The 15,241-nt window shown below is 69.0% G+C and carries 18 protein-coding genes; 10 read left to right on the top strand and 8 right to left on the bottom strand.

What is annotated here, in order from left to right; all coding sequences use genetic code 11:
- Positions 1-39 precede the first annotated feature (39 nt).
- The 5 genes from ACSYGO_RS00900 (at position 40) to ACSYGO_RS00880 (ending at position 3,093) form a co-directional block, all read left to right on the top strand.
- The gene (locus ACSYGO_RS00900; protein WP_460385430.1) at positions 40-990 is read left to right on the top strand and encodes a hypothetical protein; all 951 of its coding nucleotides are present in this window, start codon (positions 40-42) and stop codon (positions 988-990) included.
- A gap of 229 nt (positions 991-1,219) precedes the next feature.
- Positions 1,220-1,693: a hypothetical protein gene (locus tag ACSYGO_RS00895; protein WP_460385429.1), complete on the top strand. Its 474-nt coding sequence runs from the start codon at positions 1,220-1,222 to the stop codon at positions 1,691-1,693.
- A gap of 45 nt (positions 1,694-1,738) precedes the next feature.
- On the top strand, positions 1,739-1,939 hold the full coding sequence (locus ACSYGO_RS00890; protein WP_432173727.1) for a hypothetical protein: 201 nt from the start codon (positions 1,739-1,741) through the stop codon (positions 1,937-1,939).
- A 95-nt stretch (positions 1,940-2,034) separates the two neighbouring features.
- Complete coding sequence (locus tag ACSYGO_RS00885) at positions 2,035-2,490, top strand: VOC family protein (RefSeq protein WP_460385428.1); 456 nt, start codon at positions 2,035-2,037, stop codon at positions 2,488-2,490.
- Between the two features lie 129 nt (positions 2,491-2,619).
- On the top strand, positions 2,620-3,093 hold the full coding sequence (locus ACSYGO_RS00880) for a DUF4240 domain-containing protein (RefSeq protein ID WP_460385427.1): 474 nt from the start codon (positions 2,620-2,622) through the stop codon (positions 3,091-3,093).
- Between the two features lie 168 nt (positions 3,094-3,261).
- Here ACSYGO_RS00880 and ACSYGO_RS00875 read toward each other — a convergent pair whose 3' ends face one another.
- The 4 genes from ACSYGO_RS00875 to ACSYGO_RS00860 all read right to left on the bottom strand — a co-directional run bounded on the left by ACSYGO_RS00875 (position 3,262) and on the right by ACSYGO_RS00860 (position 7,252).
- The gene (locus ACSYGO_RS00875; RefSeq protein WP_460385426.1) at positions 3,262-4,908 is read right to left on the bottom strand and encodes a thiamine pyrophosphate-binding protein; all 1,647 of its coding nucleotides are present in this window, start codon (positions 4,906-4,908) and stop codon (positions 3,262-3,264) included.
- Positions 4,908-5,690, bottom strand: coding sequence for a cyclase family protein (locus ACSYGO_RS00870; RefSeq protein ID WP_460385425.1), 783 nt, complete (start codon positions 5,688-5,690; stop codon positions 4,908-4,910). Before ACSYGO_RS00870 ends, ACSYGO_RS00875 begins: the two co-directional genes overlap by 1 nt.
- A gap of 214 nt (positions 5,691-5,904) precedes the next feature.
- A complete protein-coding gene (locus ACSYGO_RS00865; protein ID WP_432173723.1) occupies positions 5,905-6,717 on the bottom strand; it encodes an enoyl-CoA hydratase-related protein in 813 nt (270 codons plus the stop codon).
- A 40-nt stretch (positions 6,718-6,757) separates the two neighbouring features.
- Positions 6,758-7,252, bottom strand: coding sequence for a PaaI family thioesterase (locus ACSYGO_RS00860; RefSeq protein ID WP_460385424.1), 495 nt, complete (start codon positions 7,250-7,252; stop codon positions 6,758-6,760).
- A 98-nt stretch (positions 7,253-7,350) separates the two neighbouring features.
- Here ACSYGO_RS00860 and ACSYGO_RS00855 point away from each other — a divergent pair, with 98 nt between their 5' ends.
- The 3 genes from ACSYGO_RS00855 (at position 7,351) to ACSYGO_RS00845 (ending at position 9,245) form a co-directional block, all read left to right on the top strand.
- Positions 7,351-7,818, top strand: coding sequence for a winged helix-turn-helix transcriptional regulator (locus ACSYGO_RS00855; protein ID WP_426679604.1), 468 nt, complete (start codon positions 7,351-7,353; stop codon positions 7,816-7,818).
- 565 nt (positions 7,819-8,383) lie between these two features.
- Positions 8,384-8,722 (top strand): hypothetical protein, encoded by a 339-nt coding sequence (locus ACSYGO_RS00850; protein ID WP_426679606.1) that lies wholly within the window; start codon positions 8,384-8,386, stop codon positions 8,720-8,722.
- A 325-nt stretch (positions 8,723-9,047) separates the two neighbouring features.
- The gene (locus ACSYGO_RS00845) at positions 9,048-9,245 is read left to right on the top strand and encodes a hypothetical protein (protein WP_460385423.1); all 198 of its coding nucleotides are present in this window, start codon (positions 9,048-9,050) and stop codon (positions 9,243-9,245) included.
- A gap of 51 nt (positions 9,246-9,296) precedes the next feature.
- On the opposite strand, the gene ACSYGO_RS00840 is transcribed toward ACSYGO_RS00845, so the two are convergent.
- From ACSYGO_RS00840 to ACSYGO_RS00830, 3 genes are all read right to left on the bottom strand, one after another.
- On the bottom strand, positions 9,297-10,034 hold the full coding sequence (locus ACSYGO_RS00840) for a hypothetical protein (RefSeq protein ID WP_460385422.1): 738 nt from the start codon (positions 10,032-10,034) through the stop codon (positions 9,297-9,299).
- A gap of 272 nt (positions 10,035-10,306) precedes the next feature.
- Positions 10,307-11,113, bottom strand: a complete 807-nt coding sequence (locus tag ACSYGO_RS00835; protein ID WP_426679608.1) for an LppX_LprAFG lipoprotein — start codon at positions 11,111-11,113, stop codon at positions 10,307-10,309.
- Positions 11,114-11,608: 495 nt separating this feature from the next.
- Positions 11,609-12,460, bottom strand: coding sequence for a helix-turn-helix transcriptional regulator (locus ACSYGO_RS00830; RefSeq protein WP_460385421.1), 852 nt, complete (start codon positions 12,458-12,460; stop codon positions 11,609-11,611).
- A gap of 85 nt (positions 12,461-12,545) precedes the next feature.
- Here ACSYGO_RS00830 and ACSYGO_RS00825 point away from each other — a divergent pair, with 85 nt between their 5' ends.
- A complete protein-coding gene (locus tag ACSYGO_RS00825; RefSeq protein WP_460385420.1) occupies positions 12,546-13,340 on the top strand; it encodes an SDR family NAD(P)-dependent oxidoreductase in 795 nt (264 codons plus the stop codon).
- Positions 13,341-13,390: 50 nt separating this feature from the next.
- Here ACSYGO_RS00825 and ACSYGO_RS00820 read toward each other — a convergent pair whose 3' ends face one another.
- Entirely contained in the window at positions 13,391-13,858 is a 468-nt protein-coding gene (locus ACSYGO_RS00820) for an RICIN domain-containing protein (RefSeq protein ID WP_460385419.1), read from the bottom strand.
- Between the two features lie 828 nt (positions 13,859-14,686).
- Between ACSYGO_RS00820 and ACSYGO_RS00815 the strand changes: the two genes are divergently transcribed.
- Positions 14,687-15,139 (top strand): hypothetical protein, encoded by a 453-nt coding sequence (locus ACSYGO_RS00815; protein WP_460385418.1) that lies wholly within the window; start codon positions 14,687-14,689, stop codon positions 15,137-15,139.
- The last annotated feature ends 102 nt before the right edge of the window (positions 15,140-15,241 follow it).

Raw genomic sequence — 15,241 nt, 5'->3', positions numbered from 1 at the left:
TCAGTAACTCATGCCCTGTTACTGGCTGCCCGGACAGGTATGAGCGAGCGGGACCGGGTCCTCCGCAGCACGCCGCTAAGCTTCTTCGCCATGCTCACATCAGCGCGTAGATCTGTCCTCGGTGCCACCGCACTTGCCGTCTTCCTGGCCGCTGGCACCGGCTGTTCGTCCGATTCCGGTCATGACGGCAGCAGTTCCAGGGTGCTGGACGGGCTCGGCACTCTGGCCGAGGACAACAGCACGAACCAGGTGACCTACCTCGACGCCGAAAAGGTGCGCGAGCTCAGCAAGGGCGACGAGAAGCGGTTCGCCGCTGTCGGTCAGCCGGGCAGCAGCCTGCTGAACGCGTACGAGCCCGGGCCGTGGGGGCGGCATCTGAAGGTCACTCAGATCGACACCGCTGTCGACACCAAGAACGCGGGCCACTGGGAGGGCTCGTTCGACGCGGCGGCCATCACCACCTCGCTGAAGTCGAACGGCTACAAGCAGAGCGGAGACGACGAGTCCTGGACCCGCCCCGGCCGCACAGGTGCCTCGTTCCAGGTCTCGAAGGACGAGATCTCCTACTCCTCCGATGGCGACACACCTATGTCCGCCGTCAACCCGAAGGACGGCGCATCGCTGGCCGACGTGAAGGAGTATCAGCGCGCTGACGAGTGCCTGGGCGACGTCTATCGGGCCGACTTCAATCCACTCACGACCAGCAAGCCGGTACGACTGTCCGCCCTCGGCCAGCAGGCTGCTGTCGCAGCCAAGAACACCGAGGTGCTGTGCCTGGTGGTCAAGGACGAGGCGACCGCCAACCGCGCCGCAGCCGAACTGCGTTCGGTCGTCGCCGCCAAGTCGTCAAAGTTCGACGGCACGAAGGTGACCGTCGAGAAGGGGGACCAGCCCCTGGTCCGGGCGGTTGTCCCGGACACGGCCGCACAGCGACCGGGCCGGCTGATGCTCTCCGACGTTGACCTTTGGATGGCCATCACAGACCTTTAAGGCTGGCCCCGACTCCGCAGCCGCCGCGTCTCGGCGTTCCGGTGCCACTCGGACCGCACCCTGACCGAGCACTGTGCGGACGTCGCGGCTTCCGGAGGTGAGGCGGGGCCTCGGACGGGCGCCGAGTCGGTGAGATCGCTGGTTTCGGACGGTCCACCCGGTGCGCCGTGGTCGACGGAGCAGGAGCTTTGTTCGGGCAGGTCGGAGGCGGCCAGTAGCCTCGGGCAGCATGGGCATTCAGATCGATGTAGTGGTGGGTCACCCGATCAACGATGAGGTGGAGAGGGTGCTCGGGCTGGTCGAGGCGGTCGGCGAGCCCGTCACCGTCACGTTCACGTGGGAGGGCAGGGAAGAGGCCGAACGCGCGGTGCTCGTGCCCGCGGCCACGCTGGCGCTCTGGGAGCATTGGGCCCCTACCGCCTACCCGGCGAGTGACGCTGGGGAAGTGGGCCGGGCTGCGGGAGAGGAGCCGGAACTGGCCCACCCAGCGGAGTTCGGCGTGTTCACGCTCTTTCGTCGTCGCGCAGGCGGCCGCACGGCGGTTGCTCGCCAAGGCGTGGTGGTCGCCGAGCTCCTGGACCCCGACGAGGCGCACTGGCTCCAGGAGAACGCCCGCGATGTCCGCCAAGGCTTCATGGACCCGAAGCAGAAACGGGCGTTCGAGGAGTTCCTTGCCCGGCAGGCATCCCTCGATGATCAGTGACGCGCCGACTCATGCTTTCGCTCCTGTCTGAACGACCGACGGCGAGTGGGACTTCCCCTCCAGTTCGGCGGAGAACTGATGCCGCAACACGGCAGTTTGGTGCGAGGGTGGCTCGACCTGCCGGGCGACGACGTCGAGAAGCTCGCCGACGCCCTCAGGAACTGGGAAGACGACGAGCAGGGCCGGGGCGTCATGGTGACGACGGCCCCGACCGATCAACAGACCACCAGCGGCGATTCACGGTGACCAAAGCCGGAGGCCACCGGAAGATGCACGGCACTCGACATGCGATGCGTCGAGACATTGGACCGTCTGTCAGACCTGCCTGGGATGCTCCGAGGATGGAGATGACAGTGCAGCTGACGATCGACTGCTCCGATCCGCAGAGAATGGTGACGTTCTGGGCCGAGGCCCTTGGCTATGTGCCTGAGCCTCCGCCGGGCGGCCACTCCACGTGGCGTGCCTACTGGGCGGCGATGGGGGTTCCCGAGGCAGAGTTGCCCGCCGGCGCTGGGGATGTTCCGGAGTCGATCGTCGATCCCGCGGGACGTGGACCGAGGGTGTGGTTCCAGCAGGTTCCGGAGCCGAAGGTCGCCAAGAACCGGTGGCACTTCGACCTGAAGGTCGGTGGGGGCCGTGACGTCCCACTGGACGTCCGCACACAGCGGGTCAAGGCCACGGTGGAACGGCTGGTCAAGGCTGGTGCCACCGTGCTGCGGATCAAGGACGAGCCGGACATGGGGTTCTACGCCACCTCCATGCAGGACCCCGAGGGCAACGAATTCGACGTCGTCTGAGGGCCGCCGCGGCGATGCTGGTCCCAGCCACTCGTTCACGGCTGCGACCAGCACCGTTGCCTCGTGGCGGACTTGAGCGGCTCCGGACGGGCCGGAGACTGCTCAGGTCGCCGACCGTAGGCTCGGGCCATGATGATGACTTGGGCCGACTTCTGGGCTTTGGCAGACACCCTGGGCGGCAAGGCCGATCCAGAGGGTTGCCGCCGTCTTGCCGCAGAGCTGAGTGATCGCCCAGTATCCGACATCCATGGCTTCGCCGAACGCCTGGCCGAGGCTTTGTACCGTCTGGATCAAGAGAAGTTCGGCACCTTGCCGGTCGTCGACCTGACGCGGCGAGACGGCGAGCCGTTCCCGCAGTCCGCAGACAGCTTCCTGTACGCGCGCTGCGCCGTGGTGGCTGCCGGCCGATCCGTCTGGGAGTCCGTGTTCTTCGACGTGGACCAGTTCGTCCCGTACACGGCGTCCGCCTGCCACGGCGAGTCGCTCCTCTATGTGCCCGATCAAGCCTATGAGCTGGCAACCGGCAAGGAGTGGGACCGGTCCACTCGCTACTGCTTCGAGACCTTCTCGAACCGGGCCGGATGGCCAGACCTGCAGAACTGAGGCCGGCGGAGTCTCGGCGGCGTCGGCGAACCAGTGCCGCGAGAAAGCCGGCGATCTGAGCGTCATCTGCCCGCCGGGACGCGCGGCTCCTGCAGGTCGTGGAAAGACCGGCACGGGGGGCGGCGCTCGTGCTGTCCTCGGAGGCCGCCCCCGCCACCTCGGTGAAGGTCAGTGGCCGCGGAACGCCTCCTCCAACCACCAGGCCCCATGGTCACTGACCACCTTGGCGTCGATGAGCAGAGGCACGGAGCGTGGCCCGCCGACCCAGTCCTCGACGGCCTTCAGGTCCGCGGGTGTCCGCACGGTCACCGCCTCGAAGCCGTACCCCCGCGCCACGGCGGCGATGTCGGTCGGCGGGAATCTGACCGTGTCGAGCGGGTGCTCGTCCGGCCCGAAGTGGTGCACCTCCGCTCCGTACGCGTCGTCGTTGTACACGAGGACCACCATCGGGAGCCCGAGCCGGCGTACGGTGTCGAGTTCCACGGCACTCATCAGCGCACCTCCGTCGCCGAGTGCGGCCACGGGCAGGCGTTCAGGCCGGGCCAGCGCGGCGCCGATCGCGGTCGCCAGCCCCAGGCCGATCGACTGGAACGCCTGGGTGAAGCACAGGCCGTTGTGGTCCGGCACCGACAGGTACATGCTCGGGTAGCCCATGAAGTTGCCGGAGTCCACGCCGATCACGCGCTCGGCGGGGAGGATGTCGTCGAGCGCGATGCTCAGGGTCCGTGGGTCGATCCGCTCGCGGCCGCCTTCGTCGTCGTACGGCACGTCCCGCCACCGGATCCGTGCGCCGATGGCCGCCTCGATGTCGGCGGTCCGGTAGCCCTGTCGTGCCGCGCCGCCCGTCGTGAGGTCGAGCACGCGCCGGGCCGTGAGCTCCGTATCGCCGACGACGCCGAGATGTAGGGTGCGGTGTGCACCGAGCGCGTCCGCGTCGTCGTCGACCTGCACGACGGTGGCGTCCGGGCCGATGAGCCGACCGTGCCGCGTCGTCCACATGTTCAGTGCGCAGCCCCACCCCACGATCAGGTCCGCCGCTTGGATCAACTCGGCCGCCACGGGCGACGAGAAGCCTCCGGACACGTCGAGCGACCACGGGTTGCCGTGGAAGAGTCCGCGGGCGACGGCCGAGGTCGCCAGCAGTGCGCCGTAGCGCTCGGCAAGTGCCGTGAGGGCGTCCCGGCAGCCGGGCGTGCGGGAGCCCCGGCCGGCTACGAAGACAGGCTGCCGCGCCTGTCCGAGCGCGTCCACCAGCGCGGCCACGTCGGCCGCCGCCGGCTCGACCGCGATCCGTCCGGCCGGCGGGGCGATCGAGGACAGCGCGTTGTCGGGTGCTTCCAGGTCCTGTACCGCCAGCGGAAGGTTGAGTACCACGGTGCGCCGCTCGTGCGTGGCTCGTCGCACCGCGGCGGCGGCCTGCGCGACCGCGTCCTCCGCCGATGTCACGCGTACCGTGACGGCGCCCACCGCCTGCGCGAGCGCCTCCTGGTCGACGTAGAAGTTGGACCTCGGTTCGGTCACCTCGGCGGTCAGCACGAGAAGGGGTGTACGGCTCTTGGCGGCCTCGGCGATGCCGGTCATGGCGTTCGTCAGGCCGGGGCCCTGGTGCACACTGAGCGCGGCCACCGTGCCGCTCGTCCGCGCGTAGGCGTCGGCCATGGTCGCCGCACCGCACTCGTGGCGAGCGGCGACGAACCGGCAGCCCGCCGCGACCATGGCATTGGTGAGATGGAAGTTGCCCGAACCGACCACACCGAACACGTGGTCGACCCCGGCCGCGGCCACCGCCCGGCCCACGGCTTGTGCGACCTTCATCAGCGCTCCACCAGAGCCAGCACCCGTGCGGGAGCTCCGGAGCCCGTGACGATGGGCAAGGGCCCAGCGATGACGACGGCGCCGGTCGGGGGCAGCGTCGCCAGGTTCTGCAACTGGGTCAGTCCGTACTTGTCACTGCCCATGAGGTACGAGTGGCAGGGGAAGGCCGGGTCGAAGGAGTGCGCGCGCCCGGCGTCGGTCCCCACCGTCTCGACGCCGAGGCCGATCACCGGTGACTCCTCCGCCACCCACCGGGCGCACTCCGGTGACAGGCCGGGGGTGTGGGGGCCGTTCTCGTCGGCGTTGACGAACGCCTCCTGCGAGTGCGAGCGGGCGTCCCAACCGGTGCGGAGCAACATCCAACCGCCGTCGGGCAGAGGTCCGTTGTCCGCTTCCCAGGCCTTGATGTGGTCCACCTCGACGAGGAAGTCGGGGTCCTTGGCGGCCGCGGCGGAGAAGTCGAGCACCGCCGAGGGTGCGATCAGCCGACGCGCCGGCACCGACGCGACGTCCGCACTGTCCTTCCCGGTCACCCAGTGCACCGGAGCGTCGAAGTGTGTGCCGGTGTGCTCACCGCTGCGGAAGTTGTTCCAGTACCAGGCCGGCCCCCGATCGTCGTACCTGCTGATCTCCTCCAGTTCGAACACCGCCGTCTGACCGAACTCGAGGGGCAGTTGGATCACCGGAGTGGACGACGACAACGGGGAGGTGAGGTCGACCACTTCGATCGCACCACTGCGCAGACCGGCCGCCAGGGCGGCGAGGACGGAGGGCTGGGACATGACGACCTCCCGAGACAGGACTGAACTGTCGCCGACGCGGGACGCGTTGACGACGGCTGGACTCCCCAGAGTGTCAGCCCATGCCCAGGTCGCGCGCGGGTTCGACACGGTCATCACGAAAGACTTCCGCACGAGCCGTCCTCGTGGAGGTCTTCCGCGCCATCCGTTCGGCCGAGCGTCGACGCTCGCCCACCTGTGCCTCCGGACCCGCTCCCTAGGGAGCGGATGTCGGGTCGCCTGTGCGGGAGACGATGCGCGTGGACGTGTTCGTCGTGCTCAGGAGCCGGGCTGAGGTCGCGGTCTCGGCCGACATGCGCAGCAGTGGGTCGGCCCCGGTGGGCCTGAGCAGTGCGCGCGTGGCTTGGAGTGCCGCCTCGGGCGCGGCCAGCAGGGTCGCCACCTGCTCGGCGACGCGGGTATCGAGGTGCTCGCGGCTTTCGAACACCTCGGAGACCAGGCCGAGTTGTGCGGCCTGCGCGGCGGAGACGCGTGCGCCCAGCAGCAGGAGCTGGGCGGCACGCTGGGGCCCGAGACGCTGCGGGAGCAGGAGGCTGGCGGCGGCGTCCGGTACGACGCCCTGGTCGACGAACGCGTACTGCAGATGGCTGCGACGGGTCGCATACACGAGGTCGAAGTGCAGCAGCGCGGTGGCGCCGCTTCCGACGGCGGCGCCGTCCACGGCCGCGACGAGAACGGTGTGGCTGCGCCGTACGGCCTTGTGGAACTCGATGACGGGGGAGCTGAGGGTCAGGGCTTTTCCGGGATGGGCGCGGAAGTCGTCGAGGTCGTTGCCGGCGCAGAAGTCCTGGCCCGCACCGGTGAGCACGATGGCCCGTATGTTTGGGTCGGCATCCGCCTCGGTAACGGCGTCGGCCAGAGCGCGATACATGGCCAGGGTCAGGGCGTTGCCCTTGTCGGGCCTGTCGATGGTGAGGGTGACCAGCGCCCCCGCGCGGTCGACGCGGACCTTCCCGGCGGGACCGGAGGCGGACGGCCTGCCGAGCCGAAATGTGCGGTCGAGGGTCACGTCGCCTCCGTGTCGGGTCAGTGCGCTGGGGGAGTGCGGGTCAGGCGCTGGGCAGCGGGAACACCATGCAGGTACTGGTGGCGTGCGCGAGAAGGCGATCCGATCCGTCCAGCAGCTGGGCCTCGGCGAGTGCGGTACGTCGGCCGCTGCTGAGGACGCCGCCGATGGCGCGGACCTTTCCCGTGTCGACCGTGATGGGGCGCAGGAACTTCACCGTGAGGTCGAGCGACGTGTAGCCCATGCCCTGTGGCAGGGTGGACTGGACCGCGCAGCCCGCCGCCGAGTCGAGCATCGTCGCGTAGATCCCGCCGTGCACGCTGCCGATGGGGTTGTAGTGCTCCTCGCCGGGCACCAGGGAGAAGATCGCGCGGCCGTGGTCCACCTCTTCGAGCGCGAAGCCCAGTGTCGCGCCGACCGGAGGCGAGGGCACACGTCCGGCGAGGATCTCCCGGAGGAAATCCAGCCCCGAGCCCTGCCCGACGGCGGCCGCCGAGATCGTGGGGTCTTCCCAGTCGTATGTGCGAGACCGTTCCATGCGGCTGCGCCACCTCCTCTGACTTTGTTTTTCGAAGCTAGCTCGGGAGAGTGCTGGCTGTCAATGACAAAGTCAGGTGGCCTGCCTACGATGGCGGCATGAACTGGCTGGAGACCAGCACGGAGAACTGCACGGTCCAGCGCACCCTCGACGTGATCGGCGAGAAGTGGACGCTGCTGATCCTGCGTGACGCCTTCAACGGGGTCCGTCGCTTCGACGACTTCCGCCGCCATGTGGGGCTCTCGGAGGCGGTCCTGGCCGGCCGGCTCCGCAAGCTGGTCGAGGCCGGGATCCTACGGACAGTGCCGTACCAGGAGCAGGGCAGCCGGACCCGGCACGAGTACCGCCTGACCCCCAAGGGCCGGGATCTGTGGCCCGTCCTCGTGGCGCTGCGACAGTGGGGCGAGGCATACGTCGGAGACCCCGAGGGCCCGGTGCTCGACATCCAGCACCGCGACTGCGGCGCTCCGGTACGCGTCGTGGTCGAGTGCTCCGACGAGCACGCGGCACTCTCCCCGACCGAGGTCACCGTCCTGCCGGGACCCGCGGCCCGACCCCGGAGCTGATACCACGGCGACGGCCGCAGGTGCCTGAAGATCTGCCTCCGCATCCGTTCGCGCTCCTCCATGCAGGACGGCGAAGCGTCTGGTCCACGTCGCCGAATGTGGTGGGTGGGCCCGCCGGGGGAGTGTTCATGGTGGGCGCCGGGCTCGGCTTGGCTGCGGTCGTCGGCCATCTCGACGACACCCCGATCGGCTACGCCTACACCTACGGCTGCACGCTGTCGGCTGACACCAGATGGTGGAACGGACCGCTCACCTCGGTGCCCGACGGTGCGATCGTCGAGACCGGCGCCCGCGCATTCGGCCCACACGAGCTGATGGTCGCCGAGACGTCCCGCGGTACGAACGTGGCGTATCAGATCCACCACGGGCTATTGCGAGGCCGCCCCGAGGAATTCGGTGACGTCCATGTCGAGCGCGACCACCGGACAGTCCGCGGCTCGTACGAGACGTGCGGCCCAGGCTGTGGTCCTGCGGTACGACGCGCCGCAGGACATTCCCCGAGCCGGCTGCCGATTTCGTACACACTCGATTCCGTCCTGTCCATGAAGAAGCGAGGAGGTGGACGATGCCAGAACCGTGGGAGACCCCGGAGGGCCAAGCGTGCATCGAGAAGTGGATCGCGGTATCGATGGCGAAGCTGAACGCGGTCGATGGCTCGCCCGAATTCAACGCTCGTAAGCCGTGGAGCATCAATCAATACGGGGTCCTGGAGGGTGCACCCTTCGGACCGCATTCCGCCCACGCCCCCGACGACTTCCCCCAGCACGGCAACAACAAGTACTGGTGGATGTGGGATGCCTGGGTACCGACCGGTGCTCTCGGAGCCTGGACTTACCCCGAATGGAACACCGCCGGCATCGAGTCGGTGCCGTCATTCGTCCTGAAGTGCCTGGGCAGCAGCTGAACTCACCAGGGCACTCCAGGTGTGTCCGGCCCGGCAGCGCCCGGGGCGCGTAGTGGGCGCAGGTCGCACAGGTTGGTGTGGCGCAGCATCGCAGGGGCCCCGGCCGGTGAGCCGGACGACCACGCCATCGGCCGATCCCACCGCGGACCGACCACGAAGAACCACGGCTATGTCTGGGCGATCTCCTGCCGGAGCCGGTGGGTGAAACTGCGCAGGAGGTCCAACGTTTCCCTGTGCTCAGCCCTACGATCCTCCCTGCCTTCCGAATGATCCGTAAGGTCTCCGAGTGGGCCCGCGTCGCAGTGCGGGTCAGGAAGGCACGCCCGTGCTCAGCGTAGTCACCGCCGATGGCCCCACCCAGTCCGACTCCTTGATCGACGAGATCGTGCGCGAGGGGACCCGGCGGCTGCCGGCCTCCACGCCGGAGGCGGAAGTCACCCAGCACATAGCCGAGTTGTCCGCCGGGACAGACGAGCGCGGGCACCGCCACCTGATCGAACGCACCCAGTCGACCGCCGCCTGACCTGGCTCGACGGAGATTGACAACTGCACTCCGCTCATGCGTGACCACCCGTCACATGTGCTGCATCCACACGTTGGGTTCCACATAGGTGCCCTGATCGCTGTCCTTGTCGACATGTAGCAGGCTGAGACCCTGCGGGATGACGTAGCCGCCCGACTCCGGGAAGGCCATGCCCGTCCACTGCTCCCATTCGGAGACGGTGCCGGTCATCGTCTGCGAGGCCGGCGCGGCGGCGATGATGCGCGCGCCGAGACGTTGGTGGGTGCGGATCCAGGGGTCGAGCGAGGTGCCGTCCGGGCGGGTCCATCCCGTGAACGACTCGATGGGCGCAAGCGGGTACTGCGACTTCAGGGTGGGCCGGACCGGGGCGATCACCCGCGGCCAACTCCGCTCCACGGCGAGTTGCCGCAACGCGGTGAGCATCTCCCCGGCCATACCGCGGCCCTTGAGGGAGGGTGTGACCACGGCACCGCAGATCACCAGGGTGTCGGGCTCGACGCCCTGCTCTCGATTCTCCACCGCGCGAATGGCTGCGTCCGTGTAGCCGCAGGGCAGCGTCTCCGCCTGACCGTCCCAGCGGATCGGTATCCCCCAGCCGGTTGCGACCGGCACGCCGTGCTCGTCGACCAGGATGAGGTTCAGTTCGGTGAACCATTCCCGGATGCGGCCGATGTACTGCTTGGCCAGCCGATCTGCGGTGATGAACTCGGGGAATCCCTCGCTGAACAGCTCATCCAACTGCTCGTCGGGCCACTCGCGCGCGTCAAACCGCTCCGTGATCAGCTTCATGGGCCGTTTGTAGCGTATCTCTGCCCACTCTGGCCAGGCGGACCAGCACCGCGATGCGCTCGTCGGCAGCAGAGACCGAAACGGTCATCCGGATCTGGACAACTGCCCCTTGCCACCGGTCGTGTGGGGTGCCGCGGATCGCGGGCTGGTCGATGATTCAGAAGTTCCGGAACACGTGAGATTCCAGCCCGGCTGGACGGGTGCCACGTCCGCCACTGCGGCGGCGGTCGGCCTGTCGGTCCTTCGGGCCGGGGACTCGTGCGCGGGGCGGCTCAGCCCAGCAGCACACCGGCGACACGGGTGACAGGGTAGGTGTCGGCGGACTTCGGGATTTTCGGCTTCACCGGTTTACCGAAGTCCGAGAGGTCCATGGTCGCGGTCACGCCGGAGCCCGACATGTTCAAGGTCATACGGGTGCGTACGAGCCGCCCCTTGTCGTCGACCCATGCGTCGACGAAGACGGGGACGTCACTGCCGACAGCGGCGCGGACCTGGTCCATCTTGTCCCGCACGTCGTCAGCCATCCGCAGGGTGAGGGCGGCGTGGCCCAGTACGCCGCGATAGTGCACGGCACGTACCCCGCCGACGGTTTCCGAGCCCACCTTCGACACCTTGCGTATCGCGGACACCTGTCGCAGGACGTGTTCTGGATCGTTGAGGGGCGCCCGCAGTGCGTAATGGACTTCCGCCTTGTCGCGGGCGATGACTCCCCAGGTGCCGTCGTCGGTGCCTGCGGTGCCGCTCACGTAGATCTTGTCATCCGCGAAGACTTCTTCGCTGTGGTCGATACCGCCACCGGGCAAGTCGACCGCGATGCTGCCCCGGTCTGCCGCGAAGTCGAAGTCACCGGCGACGGTGAGCCTGTATGTTTTTCCGTCGCCAGTGATGTCGATCCGCTCGTCGACACCGGCGCTGCCTTTGCCGACGGTTTCGGCGGCCTTGCGCACGGCGTTTCGGTACGCGGCCGAAGAAGTCGGCGCAGCGGAGTCGCGGGCGTCGGCGGCGTCGTCCGAGTCGGCAGTGGAGCATCCGGCACACAACAACACGGCGGCGGTGGCCAGCAGGACGGGTCTGCGCATCGAGAACTCCAGGAATCGTGGCGCCGCACTCGGCCGGACCGATCGGCCTGGACGGTGGTCCGCCGGGGTTATGTGTCCCGCCCGGGCGGAGCCGTCTGGATGATCCGGCGCGCGGAGGCTTCGAGCACCTCTCGCACGGTGATCATACAAGCGCAGCGCAGAACTCGATCGTGACGAGCTCGTCCTGCCGCCTCTTGGCTCAGGAGCAGGTACTCAGGACCGGCTCATGCCGGGTGTGTCCGGATGGGGAGTGGGGCAGCTGGTCGTACTTGGCGCGGGCCGGTCAGTCAGGCGACGGCGGCGCATCCCCGTTCGCACGGGGACCGCGGTGCGGTCGTACTGCGCCCGCCTCTGGGCGTCGAACCACCTCATCTGGAGCGCATCAGAGGTGCGTTGGACGGGCCACCCCGGCAGCGGTGCCGTATAGGGAGACCACGTCGGCCGGATCGGCACGTCGCCCCTGTCGGCGACGGCGGTGCTCGCGGCGGCCTGGCGCTAGGACAGATAGCGGCCGGCCTCGGTACCCAGGACGTTCAGCAGGGCCAGAGCCTCGGCACTGGGGGACCCCGGGGGCGCGCTGTAGAGCACGAGATACTGGTCGCGGTCGGTGAGGGCGAGTGTGTCGCAGTCGACTGTGACATCGCCGACGACCGGGTGGTGGAAGGTCTTCGTGAGCATCGGCGCGGCCTGGACGTCATGCCGTTCCCACAGCCGGGCGAAGTCGGGGCTGGTGTCACGGAGTTCGTCGACGAGGCCGGTCACCGCCGGATCCGTGGGATAACGGGCGCGGGTGGCCTGGAGCTGGTTCACGACGCTCAGACGGAATTCGGCGGCATCGGAGATCCCATAGAGCGTCGTATCGGCGCGCTGCGGCCCGGGGAACGCACGGCGTGCGAGGTTGCGGCCCTCGGGGGCGAGCGGGCCGAAGTCCTCCATGAGCGCGGCCGCGAGATCGTTCCAGGCGAGGACCTCGAACGCAGCGGACATCACGAAGCCGGCCGTCCGCGGCAGCCGCCCGAGGAGCGCGAGGACGCTGGGGCGGACGTCGCGCCGGTGCAGTCCGGTACGGTTCGGCGCCGTGCCCGCCAGGACGTGGAGGTGGTCGGACTCCGCGTCGGTGAGCCGCAGCGCGCCGGCGATCGCGGCCAGGACGTCGCCCGAGGGACGTGGCGCCCTGCCCTGCTCGAGGCGGACGTAGTACTCCGTGGAGATGTGCGCGAGGACCGCCACTTCCTCGCGGCGCAGACCTGGTGTGCGCCGTCGCGGGCCCAGGGGGAGGCCGACGTCCTGCGGGCGCAGCCGCTCGCGGCGGCTGCGGAGGAACGCCCCGAGTTCCTGTCTGTCCATACGCCCAGTGTGCGCGCGGCGCGGTGGCGGATCCTGGTACAGCCTGTGCCTGTATCCGCCCGGGGACCGGCCGGACGCTGGTGTCATGACGAACAGCACGCACACCACCCACAGCGCACCCATCGGCCTGCTCACCGGCAAGGTCGTGTTCATCACCGGCGCGAGCCGCGGCATCGGGGAGGCCGCGGCCCGGCTCTTCGCGGCCGAGGGCGCCGCCGTCGTGCTCGCAGCCCGCAGCACCGACGCCCTCGATCGCATCGTGAAGGAGATCCGCGCCGACGGCGGCGTCGCCGATGCCGTCACCCTTGACCTCGCCGACCCCACGAGCATCCGCGCGGCGGTCGACCGCGTCGAGGAACTGCACGGACGCCTCGACGGCGCCTTCAACAACGGCGCGATGATCCAGCAGCCCGGCCCGCTCGACACCACGAGCGACGCGGACATCGACGCGCAGTTCGGCGTCAACTTCCGTTCGCACTGGACCGCCATGGCAGCCGAGGCCGCCCTGATGCGCCGCACCACCACGGGCGGGGCGATCGTCAACACCTCCAGCATCGGCAGCCGCCGCGCGAACCCCGTCCTGCCCGCGTACGGCGCGATGAAGCGCGCGCTGAACAGCATCACCGAGACCGCGGCCGTGACCTGGGGTCGTGAGGGTATCCGGGTGAACGGCATCACCCCTGGCGGCACCGCCACGGAGATGATCGACGCGTGGGAGGCGGCGACCCCGGGCATCGTCGAGGCCAACAAGGCGGCGACCCCGCTCGGCCGCATGGCCGAGCCCCGCGAGATCGCCGAGGCGGCCGCGTGGCTGCTGAGCGACCGCGCCTCGTACGTGACCGGCGCGATCGTGCCGGTCGACGGCGGCGCCGGCGCGTGAAAGGAGCGACCCGGACCTCGGGCCGCTCCTTCACCACCCACACCGGTCGTTCAGCCGATGGTCCACCGCTGGTTGCGCGCGTTGCGGTCACATACCGTCGTTCGATAGAGGCCGCCGGAAGTCTGGTAGAGGCAGAGGCGGGTCGCTGTGTTTCGGAGCATGACGGCACTTGTCGGCGCGGGTTGGATGACCTGCCACAGCTGATTGTTGCCGCCGTTGCACCCGTTGGCGTAGACGTCCCCGGCCGAGTTGCTGTCGAGGCAGTGGTCCCATATGTAGTTCTGGAGCGTCGAGGACGTGTTGGTGGTGCCGGCCCATCGCCAGTACAGATCCGAATAGCCGATCCCGCAGTCCTGGGACCACAAGTTGTAGAAGGAGTTCTCCTCGATGCACTCCTTGTACTCGTAGTTCGCGAACCGGTCGATGCTGGTCGCTACGGTCTCAGAGGCCGTGGCCGTCCCCGGCATCGCCAGGGTCAGTGGCATGGCGAGCACCACTGCCGACCCGATGTACGACATGGCGCGCCTGATTCCTCTGCCGAAAGCGGACATGATCGATTCCTCTCAATCGTCGCCTGGCTCCGCTGAGTTGGCACCGGCACATGGTCGCAGGCGACCGCCGTGATCGGGACCGGGACTGTCCGTTCAGATAGAAAATGGCCCGCTCTTATCGGCGCGGGCGGACTGGGCTGTGTCCGTGAGACCAGCGAGGGCGAGAACGGGGTCTCGGCGGCCGCAGCCTCGGCGGTCGCGGACCGGGCGGCGAAGTCGCCGTCCAGTCAGCCCTGTTCACCGAGGTCGGCTGCGAGCGGATCATCGCGCTCGCGGGCAACCAGGGCCTGATGGCCGACGCCGACTTCAGTCCCGGGCACGGCTTCCCCGCGATGTTCGAGCCGGTTAACGGCGCTGCCCCGGACATCGCGGGGTTCAGATGGATCTTCGATACTCAGGTGTCGCGGTCGGCCGCTGCCGCACACCCTAGGGGTACGCGGCAGTGGCCGCCGTCGTTGGAGTCCTGTCCCCACTCAGTGACACACCAGACCAACGATCCGATGATCTGGAAGAAGCGGCCCGGCCGCGCTGCCGACGGTTGGCCCGGCAAGGCAACAGCTCCACCGTGGGGCGGTGGCGGAGAACCTCGGTGGGGTGCCCGGCGCCCAGAGCGCCGATCACCCAGGGCGGCCCCTCGGGCGTCTCGCCGTTGAAGTGCTGCTGAGCAGCACTGTCCCGGGTCCGTCCAGGGCGCCGGCCCTTCGCAGGGCTGGCCCCGGCGGCCGGGCCGCCCGGGCCGGCCGCCGATATCCTGGGATCGAGATCGGGGGCTTTCCTCATCCGGAAGGCAGCACGATGCGGCATCGACACCTCATGCTCCTCGCGGCCCCGCTCCTCGCCTCCTCGGTGGCCCTCGCCCCCGCCCACGGGGCGCCGGCCGGAACCGCCGGGACGAGCGGGAGCCAGCAGGCTGTGAAGGTCACCAAGGTCGAAGTGGTCACCCTGCTGAAGTCGGGGGAGACGGTCAAGTGCAACGGCACTCCCGTGGCCATGGCCTTCGACGGGAAGATCACAGCGGCCGGGCCGGGCACGGTCCGTTACCACTGGACCGTGAACACCAGCCGTGCCCGGGTCTCCCCGGGATCCCTCGCCTTCGGCGCGGGCACCTCCACCAAGGTCGTCCTTCAGGTCGTGGACATCCCTGCACCCAAGAACGCCAAGGCGGTGACCGGGTACGTCACGCTCCACCTGCCGGACCAGAAGAAGAGCGTCCGCAGTCAGCAGGTGACCTTCCCCTGCAAGAAGTGAGCCCCCCGCGGGCGGGCGGCTCGGGAGCGTACTTGTCGCTGCCGACTGTCGTCCATGCCTGCTTGAGGCCCGGCGGCGACCATGCCGCTGACTGCTTCCGGC

The sequence above is a fragment of the Streptomyces krungchingensis genome (genome assembly GCF_054729265.1).
Note: the sequence above shows the minus strand (reverse complement) of the source record. Positions and strands in the feature narration are given on the sequence as shown.

Excerpts from the sequence above, each read along its gene's own strand:
- ACSYGO_RS00900 (WP_460385430.1), top strand. The coding sequence starts at position 40 with ATGAGCGAGCGGGACCGGGTCCTCCGCAGCACGCCGCTAAGCTTCTTC.
- ACSYGO_RS00895 (WP_460385429.1), top strand. The coding sequence starts at position 1,220 with ATGGGCATTCAGATCGATGTAGTGGTGGGTCACCCGATCAACGATGAG.
- ACSYGO_RS00885 (WP_460385428.1), top strand. The coding sequence starts at position 2,035 with ATGGAGATGACAGTGCAGCTGACGATCGACTGCTCCGATCCGCAGAGA.
- ACSYGO_RS00880 (WP_460385427.1), top strand. The coding sequence starts at position 2,620 with ATGATGATGACTTGGGCCGACTTCTGGGCTTTGGCAGACACCCTGGGC.
- ACSYGO_RS00875 (WP_460385426.1), bottom strand. The coding sequence starts at position 4,908 with ATGAAGGTCGCACAAGCCGTGGGCCGGGCGGTGGCCGCGGCCGGGGTC.
- ACSYGO_RS00870 (WP_460385425.1), bottom strand. The coding sequence starts at position 5,690 with ATGTCCCAGCCCTCCGTCCTCGCCGCCCTGGCGGCCGGTCTGCGCAGT.
- ACSYGO_RS00860 (WP_460385424.1), bottom strand. The coding sequence starts at position 7,252 with ATGGAACGGTCTCGCACATACGACTGGGAAGACCCCACGATCTCGGCG.
- ACSYGO_RS00855 (WP_426679604.1), top strand. The coding sequence starts at position 7,351 with ATGAACTGGCTGGAGACCAGCACGGAGAACTGCACGGTCCAGCGCACC.
- ACSYGO_RS00850 (WP_426679606.1), top strand. The coding sequence starts at position 8,384 with ATGCCAGAACCGTGGGAGACCCCGGAGGGCCAAGCGTGCATCGAGAAG.
- ACSYGO_RS00840 (WP_460385422.1), bottom strand. The coding sequence starts at position 10,034 with ATGAAGCTGATCACGGAGCGGTTTGACGCGCGCGAGTGGCCCGACGAG.
- ACSYGO_RS00835 (WP_426679608.1), bottom strand. The coding sequence starts at position 11,113 with ATGCGCAGACCCGTCCTGCTGGCCACCGCCGCCGTGTTGTTGTGTGCC.
- ACSYGO_RS00830 (WP_460385421.1), bottom strand. The coding sequence starts at position 12,460 with ATGGACAGACAGGAACTCGGGGCGTTCCTCCGCAGCCGCCGCGAGCGG.
- ACSYGO_RS00825 (WP_460385420.1), top strand. The coding sequence starts at position 12,546 with ATGACGAACAGCACGCACACCACCCACAGCGCACCCATCGGCCTGCTC.
- ACSYGO_RS00820 (WP_460385419.1), bottom strand. The coding sequence starts at position 13,858 with ATGTCGTACATCGGGTCGGCAGTGGTGCTCGCCATGCCACTGACCCTG.
- ACSYGO_RS00815 (WP_460385418.1), top strand. The coding sequence starts at position 14,687 with ATGCGGCATCGACACCTCATGCTCCTCGCGGCCCCGCTCCTCGCCTCC.